Here is a 17,677-nt window from a genome sequence, read left to right as displayed (position 1 = left end):
GGCGAATGTGCGCTTTCGACCCATTGCGGACATTCACGTTTGAAGGTTACGCTCGGGTTGTCAGGAGGCGGAAGCGTTGAAGAAGCAGGACGCTGCTGTTTTGGTCGCACTTGGTATCGGCTTGGCCATAGTCATGCCGTTCCACGTGATAACCGCACACTTCGCACGACGGCCGGTGCTTGATGAAACGCTGGTATCTGTATTCATCAGCGCTGCACTTGCCGCCCTGCCGTTCCTAACTCTTGCCGGTAAGATGCTTTACGACAAGGTGACTTGGGTAATTGGCGTTGCACTTATCGTTCCTGCTTGGGTGTTCTTGCTATACACCGCAGTCAGCTACCAACTTAATGGTGACACCTCAGGTGTCGGTGGCGAAGCGCTTATCATACTGGTGTGGCCTATACTGGTCACCATCATCTGCGTTCGAGTCGCCCGCTGGCGCTCTCAGTAAGGTCCACTTTCCACCCAAGCCGGACCTTCACCTGTCCCGCTTGCAAAGTAGAATTTCGCTTGTTAATCTAACCCCATCGGTTCGCTGCCAGGCTCTTTCAATCTGTCGATCACGCGCTGGTGCCCTCGCGGAAGGTCACGGTATGGGACCTTGTTCATCTCGCAGGAAACCGCCAAATTCCGCCAATAAAAGGCGCATTTGGTAACGCCGCGCGCCCCGCGGACCCTGGGACCTTAGTGACCTTTAGCGCTGCGGCTCAGACGTTGAACTTGAAGTGCAGCACGTCACCGTCCTGCACCACATAATCCTTGCCCTCCTGCCGCAGCTTGCCGGCGTCGCGGGCCCCCGTCTCCCCGCCGAGCGCGACATAGTCGTCGAAGGCGATCGTCTCGGCACGGATGAAGCCGCGCTCGAAGTCGGAGTGGATGACGCCCGCGGCCTGCGGGCCCTTCGCCCCCTTCTCGACCGTCCAGGCGCGCGCTTCCTTGGGACCCACGGTGAAGAAGGTGATGAGGTGGAGGAGGTCGTAACCGGCGCGGATGACCCGGGCGAGGCCGGTTTCCTTGAGGCCCATCTCGCCGAGGAACTCCATCTTCTCGGCCTCGTCCATGCCGGTCAGCTCGGCCTCGATCGCGGCCGAGACGACCACCGCATTGGCATTCTCCGCCTTGGCCTTCGCGAAGACCTTGGCCGACAGCTCGTTGCCGTTGGCGGCATCCTCCTCGTTGACGTTGCAGACGTAGAGGACGGGCTTGGCGGTGAGCAGCTGCGCCTGACTGAAGACGCGGGCTTCTTCCTCGTCCTTCGGCTGCGTCAGCCGGGCCGGCTTGCCCTCGCGCAGCAGCTCGAGCGCCTGGCCGAGCACGCTGGCCGCGATCTTCGATTCCTTGTCGCCCTGCTGGCCCTTCTTGACGAGGTTGGGCACGCGCTTCTCGAGGCTCTCGAGGTCGGCGAGGAGGAGTTCGGTCTCGACCACCTCGGCGTCGGCCAAGGGATCGACCTTGTTGGCGACATGCTGGATGTCGTCATTCTCGAAGCAGCGCAGCACGTGGACGATCGCGTCCACCTCGCGGATATTGCCGAGGAACTGGTTGCCGAGGCCCTCGCCCTGGCTCGCGCCTTTGACGAGCCCCGCGATGTCGACGAAGCCCAGCTGGGTCGCGATGATCTTGGCCGACTTGGCGATGGCCGCGAGCTGGTCGAGGCGCGGGTCGGGCACCGCGACCTGGCCGACGTTGGGCTCGATCGTGCAGAACGGATAGTTCGCCGCCTGCGCCGCCTGCGTTTCGGTCAGCGCGTTGAAGAGGGTCGATTTGCCGACGTTCGGCAAGCCGACGATGCCGCAGCGGAAGCCCATGGTTCGTCCTTGTGTGTTCGGGAGTTGGCCTGCCCTCTAGCGGGGGATCAGGCGAAATTGAAGCTGACGCTCACCCGCTCGGCCTTGGCGGTGCCGGGAAGCACCTCGTGCCGCAGCCAGCTTTCCCACAGGAGGAGCTGGCCGGGCTTCGGATCGACCGTGACGAACGGCCGGAGCGCCTCGGGCGCGTCGGGCTGGCGAATGGGGGCGGCCATCATCATCGGCAGCCGCGGATCCTCGAACCGGATCGCCCCGCCGCCCTCGGGCACCTCGACGTAGAGAGTCCCGCTGAGGATGGAATGCGGGTGGATGTGCGCGCTGTGGTGGCCGCCGGGCTTGAGCAGGTTGACCCACAGGCTGTCGAGCTTGGGCCTGACGTCCCACGCCAGCGCCTTGGCGAACGTCGCCGCGTGGCGGGTCAGCGCCTTGGCGAGGTCGGCGAAGACCGGATCGCGGCGGGGGAGGTCGGCGAGCGAGGCGTAGCTCGTATAGCCCTTGTAGCCATGCGCCTTCGCCCAGCGCCGGCCGGCCCCGTCGTCCTCGGCGAGGCTGCGGATCGAGTGGGCGAGCTCGGCGAGGTCGAGGTCGAGGCCGGCTTCGTAGAGCGGGGTCGCGAACAGCTGGCGCATCAGCTGTCCTGCAGCCGCATGGCAACGTCGTTCATGAAGCGCGTGTCGTCGCCCGCGGCCAGCCACTCGGCTTCGGCGGCAATCGCGCCCAGCAGGTCGGACAAGGGCTCGATCTCGCTCTTGGCGTAATTGCCGAGCACGTGGCCGGTGACCCGGTCCTTGTGGCCGGGATGGCCGATCCCGATCCGCACCCGGCGGAAGTCCGGGCCGAGGGAGGCGTTGATCGAGCGCAGGCCATTGTGCCCCGCAAGCCCGCCGCCGGTGCGAACCTTGACCTTCATCGGCGCGAGATCGAGCTCGTCGTGGAAGACCGTCAGCGCGGTCTCGTCGGCCTTGTAGAAGCGCAGCGCCTGCTGAACCGCGTCGCCGCTGTCGTTCATGTAGGTCTGCGGCTTGACGAGGAGGAGGCGGTGGCGGCCGACCCGCCCTTCGGAGACGAGGCTCCGGAATTTCTTGCTCCACGGTCCGAAGTCGTGGATTTCGGCGATGGCGTCGAGCGCCATGAAGCCGACGTTGTGGCGGTGCAGGGCGTATTGGACGCCGGGGTTACCGAGACCGACCCAGAGTTGCATCGCGCCGGTGCCCTTCGACAGAAATTATCCTGAGCGACGCCGCAGGCAGCGTCGTTGGGCGCTTCGCGCTTCGCTCGGGACAAACGAGGATGAACCCGTTCGTCCCGAGCGAAGTCGAAGGACGTTGAAAGAAGGCTTACTCGCCTTCGCCTTCCGCCTCACCCTCGGCGACGGTGGTGTCACCCTCGTCGCTCTTCAGCGCCGACGGGGCCACGATCGTCGCGATGGTGAAGTCGCGGTCGGTGATGGTCGGGGTCGCGCCCTTGGGCAGGGTTACGTTCGAGATGTGGATCGAGTCGCCGACGTCGAGGCCCTTGAGGCTGATCTCGATGTCATCGGGAATCTCGGCCGCATCGCAGCTGAGCTCGATGTCGTGCTTGACGACGTTGAGCACCGCGCCGCGCTTGATGCCGGGGCTCTCTTCTTCGTCGGTGAAGCGCACGGGCACGTTGACGGTGACCTTGCTGTGCTCGCCGATGCGCAGGAAGTCGACGTGGACCGGGCGGCTGGTGACGGGGTGGAACTGCACGTCCTTGGGCAGGGTGCGCGTCGTCTTGCCACCGGCGTCGATCATCACGACCGAGTTCATGAAGTGGCCGGTCGAGAGCATCTTGGCGAGGACCTTTTCCTCGACGTGGATGCTCAGCGGCTCCTGGTTGGCGCCATAGACAACGGCGGGGACCCGGCCTTGATTGCGCAGATCACGGGAGGCTCCCTTGCCAGCCCGGTCGCGCGTCTCGGCGGTCAGCGACAGCTGTTCGCTCATACGTGCATTCCTTTGAAAGAGTAAGTTACCGCTCCCCACGCCTCCAGGGATGACCATGCAGGAGCGGGGGCGCGCATAGCGTGAGCGGGGCGGATTGGCAAATTCGCCCTACATTCCTTCGTGCTGAGCGCAGTCGAAGCCCCTGGGCGCGGACGCCCTTCGACGTCGCTCAGGGTAAACGGGTCATTTTTCGACCGGGGGCTTCTTTGCCGCCGGCGTTTTCAGCGTCTGGCGGAAGCGGAACAAGTCCTCGCGCTGGACCTCGCCGATGTCGCCGGGGTCGAGGTCCATCATCGTGAAGGGCCCGTAGGCGGTCCGGATCAGCCGGCTGACCTGAAGGCCGAGATGGGCGAGCACCCGGCGGACCTCACGGTTCTTGCCCTCGGTCAGACTGAGCTCGATCCAGCAATTGCTGCCGGTGCGGCGCTCGAGGTTGGCGTCGATCGATCCGTAGCGCATGCCCTCGATCTCGACCCCTTCGGAAAGGGCCTCGAGCTGAGCCTGGCTGACTTCACCGAACGCACGGGCGCGGTAGTGCCGGACGACGGCGGTCGAGGGCAGTTCGAGCTGGCGCTTCAATTCGCCGTCGTTGGTGAGGAGGAGCAGGCCCTCGGTCATGAAGTCGAGGCGGCCGACAGGCATGACCCGCGGGAGGCCGGCGGGCAGGCGATCGTAAATCGTCGGGCGGCCGGCGGGATCGCGCGCGGCGGTGAGGCAGCCGGCAGGCTTGTAGAAACGCCACAGTCGCGCTGCGGCGGGGGGCGCGACGGGCTTGCCGTCGACCGTCACGCCGCGGAGGTTCTCGAGCAGGGTCGCGGGCGTGGTCAGCACGTCGCCGTCGAGCGCGATCCGGCCCTCGGCGATCATCCGTTCGATGTCGCGCCGCGAAGCGACCCCGGCCCGGGCGAGCAGCTTGGCGATCCGTTGCGGGCCATCCTCCCGTGCGACCGGCGGGCCACGGCGTGTGTTATTTTCTTCGCGGCGCGGCGCTGGTCGTGGACCGCGGGGACCCGTTGTTCGTTGCGGGGGCAAGTTGTTCTTCCTTGAGGATCGCAAATGCTGTTCGGCACACGAGAACGCCACGTCAAGCGCATCCTCATCGTCGAGGACGAGCCGCTCGTCGCGTTCGACAATGAAACGATGGTGTCGGGGGCCGGTTACACGGTCGTGGCCACGGTGGATAGCGTGCGCGAGGCGCTGGCGGTGATCGCGCGCGAGCTGACCCCGGTCGAGGGCGAGGAGCGGGGCATCGACCTCATCCTCAGCGATCTCACGCTGACCGGCCGCCGGACGGGGATCGATCTTGCACGCGAAGCCAAGGGTCTGGGGGTTCCGGTGCTGTTCGCGACCGCCAATCCGCCCGAGCAGGACGAGGGCCTCGCGCTCGGCTGCCTGATGAAGCCCTATAACGAGCGCCGGCTGAAGGCGGCGCTCAAGACGGTCGAGGCGATCTTTGCCGGCAAGCCCAAGATCAAGACGCCGGACGGCGTGATCCTCTACGGCCGGCCGACACCCGCCGCCTGACCTTTGGCGGCAAGCATCGCGTCCAGCATGCGATGAAACTCGGCGACGCCATATTCCAGCGTGCCGAGCGTGACCTCGTCGATGAGGCCGCTGGCGAGTCCCTGATGGCATAAGGCGGCGGCGCGAAAGTCCTCGGCGCCGAAGGTCCCGCCATCGAGGAGGGTCCAGCTCTTCGCCCAATGCGCTTCCTCCTCGGCTGTTCGCGGCGGCTCGGGAATCAGCATGATGTCCTCGACCAGGGTGCGGCCGACCGCCTGCGGATAGCAGGTGAGGAGGTTCACGTAGTCGGGGCTGACGATGAGGATCGTGTTCGGGAAGAAATGGTAGGTGTAGGTGACCGCGCGCCGCAGCTGCCGCCAGTCGCTGCGGTCGATCCCCGCGAGATAGTCGGTCCGACCGACCGCGGCGCGCTGGTGGGGGCCGATCCGGTCGGCGACGGTGATGCCGTCCGCGAAAAAGGGCGCGATGGTCGCCGCGTGCAACCGCTGGACGTGGTAGCTTTCGAGAAAGGCATCGACGACCAGCTTCCAGTTGGCGGAGACCTCGTGGGTGTGGCGGCGATAGAGGTGGAGCTGGCCGAGGCCGAACGCGTCCATGTCGGGGGCGAGCGCCGCGACGGGCCTGAAGTCGGTGTCCGCTGCCTGGCTGAACCAGATCAGCCCACCGCTCTCGTGCGCGGGAAAGCGGCGCAGCGATTGCCGGGACTTGTCGAGGCCGGGGAAGCAATCGGGGCGGGGGAGCGCCGCGAGCGCGCCGCCGGGCGCGTAGGTCCATGCGTGATACGGGCAGACGATCCGGGCGGCGGGAACCACGCCTTCGGCCTCGATCAGGCGCGTGCCGCGATGCCGGCAAACGTTGGCGAGCACATGGATCTGCCCGTCGCCATCGCGGCTGACGATCAGCGGCAGGCCGTAGGCGTCGTGGGTAATCGCCTGGCGCGGGCCGGGCAGCATGGCCGACGGGCCCAAAAGCAAGGGCACGGCCGGAAAGAGTCGGCTCTGCTCGGCCTCGAAGCGCGCGGGGTCGGTGTAAAGGCTGGCGGGCAGGCGGGCGATGGCGGCGCCGACATCGGCCTCGCCTGATGCCAACCGCTCGGCGAGGGCCGCCTGGCCGGGCGTCGGGCGCGAGGACTTGGGCAGCGCATCCATGGCCGCGAGACTGCGCCTGCGACAGCCCGAGCGCAAGCACCGCCCAGCGCCGACGCTCACCCCCTGTTCAGCGCGATTGCGGCTGCTAGGGTCCGGCCGAAGGTTAGTGGGGAGAGGGACGTAGTGGCGAGCGAAGCGGCGATGGAGGCGGGCCCGCCGAAGGGCTGGCGACTGCTGACGACGGCCCTGTCCAACCGCAAGACGGCGGTGATGCTGGCCTTCGGCTTCGGCGCCGGGCTGCCCTACACGCTGCTGATCGGAACGCTCAACGCGTGGCTCGGCGAGTGGAAGATCGACCTCGCAACCATCGGTGTCCTGTCGTGGATCGGTCTTGCCTACGCCTTCAAGTTCCTGTGGTCGCCGCTGGTCGACCGGGTGCGGCTTCCCGGGCTCGAACGGCTCGGGCGGCGGCGTGGCTGGCTGCTGCTCTGCCAGATCATCCTGACGCTGACCTTCTTCGCCCTGTCGCTCTCCGACCCACGCCTTGCGCTCGGCAGCTTCGCGCTGATCGCGGTGATCGGCGCCTTTGCCTCGGCAACGCAGGACGTGGTGATCGACGCCTGGCGGATCGACGTCGCCGACGAGGCCGCACCGGTCGAGATCCTCTCCTCCATCTACCAGTTCGGCTATCGCATCGCCGCGCTGGTTGGCGGCGCGCTGGCACTGGTGCTTTCAGTGCGAGTGAGCTGGCCGACGGTCTACGCGATCATGGGCGGGTTCATGGCGCTCACCCTGATTGCGACGCTGCTGGCACCCGACACGCCGCGCGGCGCGACCGAAGAAGAAGAGACGAAGCTGCGCCGTGCCGGGGCGATCGCGCCCAAGTTGCGTAACATCGGTCTGGCCGTCGTGGGCCTGGGTTGGGCCTGGGCGATCTGGACGGTCGGTGCCTTCATGGTCCACATGCTTGGCGGCGACCTCGATCCGGTGACCGGCAAGCCACCCTCGGTCGGTGACTTCACCCGCGACTACGGCCCGCTCATCGTCGCCGCGACCGTGCTGATCCCGGCGATCGTGGCAGCGATCTTTAACGGGCTGGCCGCGCGTCCCGGCTACGTCCTCGAGGCCGACGCACCGGCGCAGACCGGCGTCCAGCGCGCCGCAGACCATGCCTATTCCGCGCTGATCCTGCCGCTCGCCGAACTGGTCCGGCGATTGGGCTGGGGGGTGATCGTCGTCCTCGGCCTGATCCTCAGCTACCGGATCACCGACAACATCTGGGGGAGCTTCGCCTTCCCCTTCTACCTGCAGGAACTCAAATACACCGGGGACGAGGTCGCCTTTGCGTCCAAGATCTTCGGCGTGTTCATGACCATGGCCGGGATCGCGATCGGCGGAATTCTGTTCGCCACCGTCGGGCGGATGCCGACGCTGATGATCGGCGCAATCGTCGCGGCGGCGAGCAATCTTCTTTATGCCGACCTCGCGTCGGGCGCGGTCGGGATCGATGCCTTCGCCCGCACCTTCGGGCTCGACGCCTTCGGGCACGATCTGCGGATGGTCCGACTGCTGGTGGCGATCTCGGGTGAGAACATCGCCGGCGGCCTCGCCGGCGCGGCATTCGTCGCCTACCTTTCCTCGATCACCAGCCGCGAATTCAGCGCGGTTCAATATGCACTGCTGTCGTCGCTGACCTTCCTGATCGGCTCGCTGGGGCGAGCGGCGCTGGGCGAAATGATCGACGCCGTCGGTTATGCGCCGGTCTTCTACCTCACCGCCAAGATCGGCCTGATCGCGATCGGCTTCGTCGCGCTCGAATGGGTACGCCAGGCGTGGAACGGCCGGCGTGGCGGCGCGGGGGACTTGCCCGCCAGCGATTCGGCCCGGGCCGCCGAAGGCGACACCGCCTAGTCCGGTATCTCGTCATTCAAGGCGAGGACTTCGCCGGCGAGGTAGAGGGAGCCGGCGATGAGGACCGGACGGTCGGCGGGGATGCCGGTGAGCGCCGCGCCGACGCTGGCATGCGCGCTCGCCTCGAAGCCGAGTTGGCGGGAAATGGCCGCGAGGTCGCCGGGGGCAATTGCCAGCGCGTGATCGAACGCGACCGCGTGGACTGACTCGACGAGCCCGCGAAAGGGCGCGAGCAGGCCGGCGGCGTCTTTGGTCGAGAGGATGCCCGCGACCAGGTGCAGCGGTCGCCCCCGTGTGAGCGCGGCAATCGATCTGGCGAGCACTGCGGCGGCCTGCGGATTGTGCCCGCCGTCGAGCCAGGCGTCGCGATTACCGACGAGCAGGCCGGGGCGCAGCTTCTGGAGACGGGCCGGCCAGCGCGTCGTGGTCATGGCGCTCGCCAGCGCCTCGTCGGGGACCATGACCGCGGACTGATGCCGGATCATGGCGATGGCGAGCGCCGCGTTATCCTGCTGGTGCGCGCCGGGAAGGGCGGGCAGCGGGAGGTCGACGCTATCGTTGGAGTCCGAATATCGCAGGTGCCCGTGATCGGCATCGCTGCGCCACTCCTCGCCCTGGACGAAAAGCGGAGCGCTTCGCTGCCCGGCGGCCTCGCGGATGCGGGCGGCGGCTTCCGGGTGGTGGGCGAGGGTGACGAGGGGAATGCCGGGCTTGGCGATGCCGGCCTTCTCTCCGGCGATGTCGGCCAGGGTCTCTCCCAGCCACATCTGGTGGTCGAGGCCGAGCGCGGCGATACCCGTGACGGCGGGCGCGGCGACGACGTTGGTGGCGTCGAGCCGTCCGCCCATGCCGACCTCGAGGACCAGCGCGTCGGCGGGGGTGCGGGAGAAAGCGAGGAAAGCCGCGGCGGCGGTTGCCTCGAAGAAGCTCGGGCCGATGCCGTCGCTTGCATCGAGCACTTCGGCGAGGAGCGCCGCCAGATGCTCGTCCTCGATCATCATGCCGGCGAGGCGGATGCGTTCGTTGAACCGGACAAGGTGGGGCGAGGTGAAGACGTGGACGCGGTGTCCGGCGGCTTCGAGCGCGCTGCGCAGGAAGGCGCAGGTCGAACCCTTGCCGTTGGTCCCGGCGACATGGAACACCGGCGGGAGCCCGCGCTCGGGATGGCCGAGACGCGCGAGCAGGGCCTCGATTCGCTCCAGCCCGAGCCGGTCGCCGCCGGGGCTCAGCGCCTCCAGCCGATCAAGCTGCTCCTGCACGCCCGGATGGTCCGAGCGGGCGCCGTCGGCCATCAGGCGGCCGCCTTCTCCGATGGGCTGAGGTAATCGATCAGCCGGCCGAGTCGCTCGCGCAGCTGGGCGCGATGGACGACCATGTCGATCATTCCGTGCTCGAGCAGATACTCGGCGCGCTGGAAGCCGTCGGGCAGCTTCTCGCGGATAGTCTGCTCGATCACGCGCTGGCCCGCGAACCCGATCAGCGCGCCCGGTTCGGCCAGCTGGACGTCGCCGAGCATCGCATAGCTGGCGGTGACGCCGCCGGTGGTGGGATCGGTCAGCACGACGATATAGGGGAGGCCCGCCTCGGCCAGCATCTCGAGCGCGACGGTGGTGCGCGGCATCTGCATCAGGCTGAGGATGCCTTCCTGCATGCGCGCGCCGCCGGCGGCGGTGAAGACGATGTAGGGGGCCTTGGCTTCGATCGCGGCCTTGACGCCGGCGACGAAGGTCGAGCCGACCGCGACGCCCATCGAGCCGCCCATGAAGGCGAAGTCCTGGACCCCGACCACCGCCTTGCGGCCGTCGATCGTCCCGCGGGCATTGAGGAAGGCGTCCTTCTCCTCGGTCGAAGTGCGGGCGGCCTTGATCCGGTCGACGTAGCGCTTGGTGTCGCGGAACTTGAGCGGATCCTCGCGCACGTCGGGGCTCGGCAGCACGTCATAGCGGCTGTCGTCGAAGATCTGGTCGAAACGGGTTCGCGCGCGGATCCGGTCGTGGTGGTCGCAGCGCGGGCAGACCATGAGATTGTCTTCCCACTCCTTGGTGAAGACCATCGACCCGCACTTCTTGCACTTGTGCCAGAGCGTGTCGGTGGTCTGCCGCTTGGGCAGGAAGGAAATGGAGTTACGAACCCGGCTGAGCCAGCTCATGCGCTTGTACCTGCGATGGAGATCAAGCGGTCGCGGTTAGCGGCGAGTGGTGCGCAAGGGAAGCCGCGATGCTTCGCGCCGCTTCGGCGGGGTCGGGGGCTGCGGTGATCGGGCGCCCGATGACGAGGATCGAGGCGCCGCGTCCGAGCGCCTCGGCAGGGGTCATCACGCGCTTCTGGTCGCCGACGTCGGCGCCGGCCGGGCGAAGGCCGGGAACGACGAAGGTGCCGCCGGGCCAGGCCTCGGCGACGGCGGCGACTTCCTCGCCCGAGCAGACGATTCCGTCGCAACCGGCGTTTCGAGTCAGGTCGGCGAGCCGGCGGACCTGCTCGGCGGGCGAACCGGCGACTCCCGCGGCGGCGAGGTCGGCGGCGTCGAGGCTGGTGAGGACGGTCACGGCGACCACCTTGCATCCGGCCGGCGCGGCGGCCTTGGCGGCGGCGAGCATCGCGTGGCCGCCGGCGGCGTGGACCGTCAGCACCGCGGGCGACAGCGGCGCGAGCGCGGCGACGGCCTTGCCGACCGTGTTGGGAATGTCGTGGAGCTTGAGGTCGAGGAAGATGTCGAGCCCGAGCGCGCCGAGTTCGCGGACCCCCGCGGGCCCGTTGGCGGCGAAGAATTCGAGCCCGAGCTTCAGCCCGCCGACATGGTCGCGCACCTGGCCGGCGAGCGCCCGGGCGGTCTCGAGGTCGGGGGTGTCGATTGCGACATAGACCGGGGAGGTCATGGCAGAGCCTCCGGATCGGGCGTGGCGGGTAGCGGCTCGGCGGCCGGAGGCGCCGGCGGATTGGCGAGCGCGAGCCGGCGATTGAGCGACCACAGTCGCGCGCGAAGCCACAGGAAAGTCGGAAGGAAGCCGAGGAAGGCGGCCAGCAGGACCAGCACCGGCAGCTTGATATCGGCCTGCAGGCTGCCCCACAGGTTGACCGTGACGTCCGACCAGTTGTTGCGCGCGATGATCGCCACGAACACCGCGAGGATCACCCAGAAAAGCGTTCGGAGGAACTGCATGGGCCGCTTCCTTAAGGCCAGCGACCGACCAAGGCCAGCCGGCGATGCGTTCGTCGCTGCAACCTATCGTCCTGCCGCACCCGCCGATAAGGGGCGGTTGAGCCCACGATGCGCTTGTTTCAGGCGGCGGGCGGGGAGGACAAGTCACTGAAGAAAAGCGTCATCGCCGGCGCCGGGGCCGTGCTGTTGATGGCCGGCGCGCTGGCCAGCATCCGGGTGGTCGCGCCCGTCGAGGACAGCGACAGCGGCGGCAACGCGCTCGCGGACACGCGGGCGGCGAGCCTGCTGCTCGCCAAGGTCCAGCCGACCGCGCGGCAGCGGATCGACTATGCCCGGCTCGACGCGCGGCTGAAGCGCATGGTGGCCAAGCCGACGATGGTCGGGATGGCGGTCGGGATCGTCGAGAACGGCAAGATCACCTTCCTGTCGGGCTACGGCGAGACGCTCGCCGGGTCGGGCGAGAAGGTGACGCCTGAAACGGTCTTCCGGTGGGCGTCGGTCAGCAAGGGCGTGGCCGCGACCATGGTCGCCAAGCTCGCCGAGCAGGGCAAGATCAACCTCAATGCGCCGGTCGCCAACTTCGCCCCCGGGCTGAAGCTGCCCGGCGGCAACGAATATCGGGCAACGGTGGCAGACGCCCTCAGCCACCGGCTCGGCCTTTACAAGAACGCGCTCGACAACAAGCTCGAGGAAGGCCAGTCGCCGCAGCGGCTGCGCGCCGAACTGGCGACGCTCAACAGCATCTGCCAGCCCGGCACCTGCTGGTCCTACCAGAACATCGCCTATGACAGCGCGAGCGAGATGGTCGCGCGGGCGACCGGCGAAAGCTACCAGCAGGCGGTTGTCCAGCAGCTCTTCTCGCCGCTCGGCATGGCGAGCGGGTCGCTGACCCGCGAAGGCCTCGTCACCGCGAAGAGCTGGGCGCGCCCGCACAGTGTCGGGCGGCGGCCGCTCGAAGTGCTCGAACCTTATTACGACGTGCCGGCGGCGGGCGGCGTCAACAGCGACATCAAGGACATGACCTTGTGGATGATCGCGCAGATGGGGGGCATGCCGCGCGTGCTCGACCAGCGCGTGCTCGACACGGTTCATTCGCGGCTGGTGAAGACCCCGGGTGAGCGCGGCCGGATGCGCAAGTTCCTCGAGCGGCTGGGCGACGCCTGGTATGGCCTTGGCTGGCGGTCCTATGATTATGCCGGCCACCAGATCGTCGGGCACCGCGGCGGGGTCGCGGGCTACCGGTCGCTGATCCTGTTCGATCCCAAGCTCAAGAGCGGCGTGGTCGCGCTGTGGAACAGCAATACGAGCCAGCCCGGCGGACTCGAATTCGAGGTCATGGACATGCTCTACGGTCTCGAATTCCGCGACTGGATGGAGCTCGACAAGGGCGGCGCCGGGCCGGCCGAAGTCGAGGAGACCGCGGCGAACGGCAACGGGGATTCGCGCTAGCGTTCCGCTGCCGCCGCGGCTCCCTGTCGGCTCAAACGTGCGCCGAGAGGAATTTCTCGAGGTCGCTGCAACCGCCGATGGTCTCGCCGTCGATGACGATCAGCGGGGTGGTGCTGAGACCGTGCTCGGCCTTGAACTGGTCGGTTTCCTCGCGGCTGGTGAGCTGGCGCTCCTCGACCTCGAAGCCATTCTCGTTCAAGAGTTCGAGGGCGCGGCGGCCGAACGGGCATTCGTGCTCCGGCAGGACCATGCGGGTAATCTGGGCGTGCGGCATTTGGGGGGCTCCTTTGTCTCGCTCCCGACAGCGTTCGATGGCCGACACGGTTCCGGTGGAGTTTCGACGCATTAACCTCTAAGGGGCCGCCTTATGCCTCATCATCAACTCCCCGCGGCGCTCGGCCGGGCGCTCGACGCGCGCGGCTATGACACGCTGACCGAAGTCCAGTCCGCCGCCTCCAATCCCGAGGTCGCGGGCCGCGATCTCATCGTTTCCGCCCGGACCGGTTCGGGCAAGACCGTCGCCTTCGGCCTCGCCATGGCGGCCGAACTGCTCGAAGAGGGCGGCGAGCGCCTCCCCTTCGCGACCGCGCCTTTGGCGCTGGTCATTGCGCCCACTCGCGAACTTGCGCTGCAGGTCTCGGCCGAGCTCTCGTGGCTGTACGCCGAGGCGCAGGGCAGGGTCGTCACCTGTGTCGGCGGCATGGATCCGATCAAGGAGCGCCGCGCGCTTCAGGGCGGCGCGCATATCGTGGTCGGCACCCCCGGCCGCCTCCGCGACCATCTCGAACGCGGCGCGCTCGATCTGTCCTCGATGCGCGTGGTCGTCCTCGACGAAGCCGACGAGATGCTCGACATGGGTTTCCGCGAGGAACTCGAGGAAATCCTCGACGGTGCACCGGCGGAGCGCCGGACCCTGCTCTTCTCGGCAACCATGCCGCGCCCGATCGTCGCGCTTGCCAAGCGCTACCAGAAGGATGCGCTGCGCATCGAGACGCTCGGCAAGGACGCGGGCCATGGCGACATCGCCTATCAGGCCGTGACTGTCCGTCCGACCGACATCGAGCATGCGGTCGTCAACCTGCTCCGCTTCCACGAAGCCGAGACCGCGATCCTGTTCTGCGCGACCCGCGAGGCCGTCCGCCGGCTCCACGGGAGCCTCGCCGAGCGCGGCTTCGAGGCGGTGTCGCTGTCGGGCGAGCATAGCCAGGCCGACCGAAATCGCGCGCTTCAGGCACTGCGTGACGGCCGTGCCCGGGTCCTCGTCGCGACCGACGTCGCCGCGCGCGGGATCGACCTCCCCTCGGTCAGCCTCGTCATCCACGTCGAATTGCCGCGCGACGCCGAGGCGCTGCAGCACCGCTCGGGCCGCACCGGCCGCGCGGGTCGCAAGGGCATTGCGGTGCTGATTGTCCCCAACATGCGCCGCCGCCGGATCGAGGGCATGCTGCGCCTCGCCCGGATCCCGGTCGAATGGACCAACGTCCCCACCGCCGACGAAATCCGCGAGCGCGACCGCACCCGCCTGCTCGAGAAGCTGCGCGAGCCGGTCGAGGCCGAGGAAGCCGACCAGGCGCTTGCCAAGCAGCTGCTCGAGGAACTCGGCCCCGACGGTGTCGCCGCGGCGCTCGTCCGGGCGCTTGCCGCCGACCTGCCCGCGCCCGAGGATCTCCTCGACGGTCCGGCCGGAGACGACAGCCGGCCGCAGCATGGCGGGTTCGAAGGCGCCGGCTGGTTCCGGATCAACGCCGGCCGCCAGCAGGGCGGCGACCCCAAGTGGCTGCTTCCGCTCATCTGCCGGATCGGCCACGTCGGTCGAAGCGAGATCGGTGCGATCAAGGTCGCGGCGACGCACAGCTATTTCGAGGTCAGCCCGCGGGCGATGCCGAACTTCGTCAAGGCGCTTCGCCGCAACAGCCCGGCCATGGCCCAGGATGGCATCATGGTCGAACCCAGTTCGAGCCCCGACGACCATCACGCCGCCGGTGGCGGTCCGCCGCGACCCCGTACACCGCGGGGCCCGCGCCCGCCGCGCCGCTAGGCTTCAGGGAAGGCTGACGAAGCTGTCGAGGACGCGCTTGCGGCCGGCATGCTCGAAATCGATCTCGAGCTTGTTGCCCTCGATCAGCGCAATGGTCCCGTAGCCGAACTTGCCGTGGAACACGCGCTGGCCCTGGCTGAGGTCGTCGCGGCCCTTGTTGCCGAGGCTGACCGCCGAGGCACGGGCCTCGACGACGCGCTGCGGGGCGGGCGTGAAGGCCTGCGCGGCGCGGCCCCATCCCGGCCCACGCGTGCCGATCCGGTCGGGGCGTTGCGCGGCGACATGGGCGAAGGGGTCGCCCTGCTCGCTCCACTGCGCGCGCCATAGCGACTCGCCGCCGCTCATGGTCGTCTCTTCCTCGATATGCTCCTTGGGCAGCTCGCCGACGAAGCGCGAGGGGATGGACGAGGTCCACTGGCCGTAGATCCGGCGATTGGCGGCGTGGATGATGGTCGCCTTCTCGCGCGCCCGGGTGATCGCGACGTAAGCGAGGCGACGCTCTTCTTCGAGGCTGGCGGTGCCGCCTTCGTCGATCGCACGCTGCGAGGGGAACACGCCTTCCTCCCAGCCGGCGAGATAGACGACCGGGAATTCGAGCCCCTTGGCGGCATGGATGGTCATGATCGTGACCTTGTCGCCGCCCTTGTCGGCGTCATTGTCCATGACGAGGCTGACATGCTCGAGGAACGCGCCGAGGTTCTCATATTCCTCCATCGCGCGCGTCAATTCGGCGAGGTTCTCGAGCCGGCCCGAGGCCTCGGCCGTCCGCTCGGTCTGGAGCATGGCGGTGTAGCCGGATTCGTCGAGCAACAGCCGCGCCAGTTCGGCATGCGCCGGCGGCTCGTGCGGGCTTTTCAGCTGGTCGGCCGCCGCGAGATGCATCTGCCGCCAGCGGGCGAAGTCCCCGACGAAGCGGCCGAGGCTTCGCTTGGCCTGCGGGGTCAGTTCGTCCGAGTCGAGCATCTGCGCGGCGGCAAGAAGCAGCGGCTGGCCAGAGGCACGGGCATAACGATGGATATTCGCGACCGCCTTGTCGCCGAGTCCACGCTTGGGCGTGTTGACGATCCGCTCGAAGGCGAGGTCGTCCGACGGCGACTGGACGAGGCGAAGGTAGGCGAGCGCGTCGCGGATTTCGGCCCGCTCGTAGAAGCGGAACCCGCCGACGATCTGGTAGGGGAGGCCGATCGCGATGAAGCGCTCTTCGAACTCGCGTGTCTGGAACTGGGCGCGCACGAGGATCGCGACATCGGCGAGCTTGCCGCCACGGATCTGGTGGCTTTCGACTTCCTCGCCGACCCGCCGCGCTTCCTCGGGGCCGTCCCAGACGCCGATCACCTTGACCTTCTCGCCCGCGTCGACCTCGGTCCACAATTCCTTGCCGAGGCGGCCCGAATTGTTGGCGATGAGGCCCGAGGCAGCGCCGAGGATGTGCGGGGTCGAGCGATAATTCTGCTCGAGCCGGATCACGGCCGCGCCGGGAAACTCGCGTTCGAAGCGCAGGATGTTGGCGACTTCGGCCCCGCGCCACGAATAGATCGACTGATCGTCGTCGCCCACGCAGCAGATGTTGCGGCGCGGCTCGGCGAGCAGCTTCAGCCACTCGTACTGGACGGCATTGGTATCCTGATATTCGTCGACCAGCAGATATTTGAAGCGGGTCCGGTAGCGCTCGAGCACGTCGTCGTGGGTGCGGAAGATGACGAGCATGTGGAGCAGGAGGTCGCCGAAGTCGCAGGCGTTCAGTGTCAGCAGTCGCTTCTGATACTGGTCGTAGAGCTCGCCCCCGCGACCGTTGGCATAGGCCTCCGACTCGCCCGCATCGACCTGGTCGGGGGTCAGTCCCTTGTTCTTCCACCGGTCGATGCAGCCGGCGAGCTGGCGGGCGGGCCAGCGCTTTTCGTCGATCTCGGCGGCGACGATGAGCTGTTTCAGCAGCCGCAACTGGTCGTCGGTGTCGAGGATGGTGAAGTTCGACTGCAGCCCGGCGAGCTCGGCGTGGATCCGGAGCATCTTGGCGGCGATCGAGTGAAAGGTGCCAAGCCACGGCATGCCCTCGATCGCGCCGCCACTGATCCGGGCGACCCGCTCGCGCATCTCGCGCGCGGCCTTGTTGGTGAAGGTGACCGCGAGGATCTCGCTCGGCCAAGCGCGACGAGTTGCGACGAGGTGCGCGAGTCGCGCGGTCAGCGCGGCGGTCTTGCCCGTGCCGGCGCCGGCGAGGACGAGGACCGGGCCCTCGGTCGTGAGGACGGCATCGCGCTGGGGCGCGTTGAGGCCGCCAAGATAGGCCGGCTCGGGCGAAAGGGCTGCGGATTCGGGCACTTGGTGACAGGTAGGGCGAGGAGAACGGAACGGCAACAGGCGGGGTGGGGACAGAGGTGCAACGATTGCACCCGATTTCCCCGTTATCCACAGGCTTGGCCCTGCCGATTATGCTTTGCGCGAATCGGATTCGGAGTCATCTTCATCAGGTGATCGGGGGGCAACGGCCTCTCCTTCCGGGAAGGTCCGCAAGGGCCCAGCGGCAAGGGTAGACGGAAAACTCCGATCTCCGCCGGCAAGGCGATGGAGTGGAATTCGCTTCGAGAACATTGGGCTTCCCCAGGACGCCCGGTCGGACCGAACGGAGGATCTCCGGAGCGAAGCCGGCAAGAGGCGCCGGAAGAGATGTTCGTCTCACCGCCGCAGGCCAGGCAGGCTCGAAAGAGCAGGTCAGGGCAGCGCGAGAGACG

17 protein-coding genes are annotated in these 17,677 nt (G+C 67.9%); 5 read left to right on the top strand and 12 right to left on the bottom strand.

Annotated features, from left to right (window positions below; translation table 11 throughout):
- The first annotated feature begins 76 nt into the window (after nt 1–76).
- Entirely contained in the window at nt 77–451 is a 375-nt protein-coding gene (locus ABD693_RS01375) for a hypothetical protein (RefSeq protein ID WP_344695165.1), read from the top strand.
- A gap of 256 nt (nt 452–707) precedes the next feature.
- On the opposite strand, the gene ychF is transcribed toward ABD693_RS01375, so the two are convergent.
- The 5 genes from ychF to ABD693_RS01350 form a co-directional block, all read right to left on the bottom strand.
- A complete protein-coding gene (gene ychF / locus ABD693_RS01370) occupies nt 708–1,808 on the bottom strand; it encodes a redox-regulated ATPase YchF (protein ID WP_344695164.1) in 1,101 nt (366 codons plus the stop codon).
- Between the two features lie 47 nt (nt 1,809–1,855).
- The gene (locus ABD693_RS01365) at nt 1,856–2,437 is read right to left on the bottom strand and encodes a TIGR02466 family protein (RefSeq protein ID WP_344695163.1); all 582 of its coding nucleotides are present in this window, start codon (nt 2,435–2,437) and stop codon (nt 1,856–1,858) included.
- On the bottom strand, nt 2,437–3,009 hold the full coding sequence (gene pth, locus ABD693_RS01360; RefSeq protein WP_344695162.1) for an aminoacyl-tRNA hydrolase: 573 nt from the start codon (nt 3,007–3,009) through the stop codon (nt 2,437–2,439). The genes ABD693_RS01365 and pth overlap by 1 nt, the downstream gene beginning before the upstream one ends.
- 136 nt (nt 3,010–3,145) lie before the next feature.
- A complete protein-coding gene (locus tag ABD693_RS01355; RefSeq protein ID WP_344695161.1) occupies nt 3,146–3,775 on the bottom strand; it encodes a 50S ribosomal protein L25/general stress protein Ctc in 630 nt (209 codons plus the stop codon).
- Nucleotides 3,776–3,958: 183 nt separating this feature from the next.
- Nucleotides 3,959–4,831, bottom strand: a complete 873-nt coding sequence (locus ABD693_RS01350; RefSeq protein WP_344695160.1) for a pseudouridine synthase — start codon at nt 4,829–4,831, stop codon at nt 3,959–3,961.
- Between ABD693_RS01350 and ABD693_RS01345 the strand changes: the two genes are divergently transcribed.
- Nucleotides 4,832–5,299, top strand: coding sequence for a response regulator (locus tag ABD693_RS01345; RefSeq protein WP_344695159.1), 468 nt, complete (start codon nt 4,832–4,834; stop codon nt 5,297–5,299).
- Here the strand turns inward: ABD693_RS01345 and ABD693_RS01340 are convergent.
- Nucleotides 5,272–6,447: an aromatic ring-hydroxylating oxygenase subunit alpha gene (locus ABD693_RS01340; RefSeq protein ID WP_344695158.1), complete on the bottom strand. Its 1,176-nt coding sequence runs from the start codon at nt 6,445–6,447 to the stop codon at nt 5,272–5,274. The genes ABD693_RS01345 and ABD693_RS01340 overlap by 28 nt on opposite strands.
- Before the next feature lie 123 nt (nt 6,448–6,570).
- Between ABD693_RS01340 and ABD693_RS01335 the strand changes: the two genes are divergently transcribed.
- Entirely contained in the window at nt 6,571–8,298 is a 1,728-nt protein-coding gene (locus ABD693_RS01335; protein ID WP_344695157.1) for an AmpG family muropeptide MFS transporter, read from the top strand.
- Here the strand turns inward: ABD693_RS01335 and ABD693_RS01330 are convergent.
- From ABD693_RS01330 to ABD693_RS01315, 4 genes are read right to left on the bottom strand one after another with little or no spacing between them, the layout of a single operon-like run.
- The gene (locus tag ABD693_RS01330) at nt 8,295–9,590 is read right to left on the bottom strand and encodes a bifunctional folylpolyglutamate synthase/dihydrofolate synthase (protein ID WP_344695156.1); all 1,296 of its coding nucleotides are present in this window, start codon (nt 9,588–9,590) and stop codon (nt 8,295–8,297) included. The two genes, ABD693_RS01335 and ABD693_RS01330, sit on opposite strands and share 4 nt — an antisense overlap.
- Nucleotides 9,590–10,447: an acetyl-CoA carboxylase, carboxyltransferase subunit beta gene (gene accD, locus ABD693_RS01325; RefSeq protein WP_344695155.1), complete on the bottom strand. Its 858-nt coding sequence runs from the start codon at nt 10,445–10,447 to the stop codon at nt 9,590–9,592. The genes ABD693_RS01330 and accD overlap by 1 nt, the downstream gene beginning before the upstream one ends.
- 22 nt (nt 10,448–10,469) lie before the next feature.
- The gene (pyrF, locus tag ABD693_RS01320) at nt 10,470–11,174 is read right to left on the bottom strand and encodes an orotidine-5'-phosphate decarboxylase (protein ID WP_344695154.1); all 705 of its coding nucleotides are present in this window, start codon (nt 11,172–11,174) and stop codon (nt 10,470–10,472) included.
- On the bottom strand, nt 11,171–11,458 hold the full coding sequence (locus ABD693_RS01315) for a hypothetical protein (RefSeq protein ID WP_344695153.1): 288 nt from the start codon (nt 11,456–11,458) through the stop codon (nt 11,171–11,173). Before ABD693_RS01315 ends, pyrF begins: the two co-directional genes overlap by 4 nt.
- 108 nt (nt 11,459–11,566) lie before the next feature.
- Between ABD693_RS01315 and ABD693_RS01310 the strand changes: the two genes are divergently transcribed.
- A complete protein-coding gene (locus ABD693_RS01310) occupies nt 11,567–12,907 on the top strand; it encodes a serine hydrolase domain-containing protein (protein ID WP_344695152.1) in 1,341 nt (446 codons plus the stop codon).
- Nucleotides 12,908–12,938: 31 nt separating this feature from the next.
- On the opposite strand, the gene ABD693_RS01305 is transcribed toward ABD693_RS01310, so the two are convergent.
- A complete protein-coding gene (locus ABD693_RS01305; protein WP_344695151.1) occupies nt 12,939–13,181 on the bottom strand; it encodes a glutaredoxin domain-containing protein in 243 nt (80 codons plus the stop codon).
- Nucleotides 13,182–13,274: 93 nt separating this feature from the next.
- On the opposite strand from ABD693_RS01305, the gene ABD693_RS01300 reads away from it, so the two are divergent.
- On the top strand, nt 13,275–14,945 hold the full coding sequence (locus tag ABD693_RS01300) for a DEAD/DEAH box helicase (protein WP_344695150.1): 1,671 nt from the start codon (nt 13,275–13,277) through the stop codon (nt 14,943–14,945).
- A 3-nt stretch (nt 14,946–14,948) separates the two neighbouring features.
- On the opposite strand, the gene ABD693_RS01295 is transcribed toward ABD693_RS01300, so the two are convergent.
- Nucleotides 14,949–17,267, bottom strand: a complete 2,319-nt coding sequence (locus tag ABD693_RS01295) for an ATP-dependent helicase (protein ID WP_344695149.1) — start codon at nt 17,265–17,267, stop codon at nt 14,949–14,951.
- Between the last annotated feature and the right edge of the window lie 410 nt (nt 17,268–17,677).

The organism is Sphingomonas rosea, assembly GCF_039538065.1.
GTDB lineage: Bacteria > Pseudomonadota > Alphaproteobacteria > Sphingomonadales > Sphingomonadaceae > Sphingomicrobium > Sphingomicrobium rosea.
Note: the sequence above shows the minus strand (reverse complement) of the source record. Positions and strands in the feature narration are given on the sequence as shown.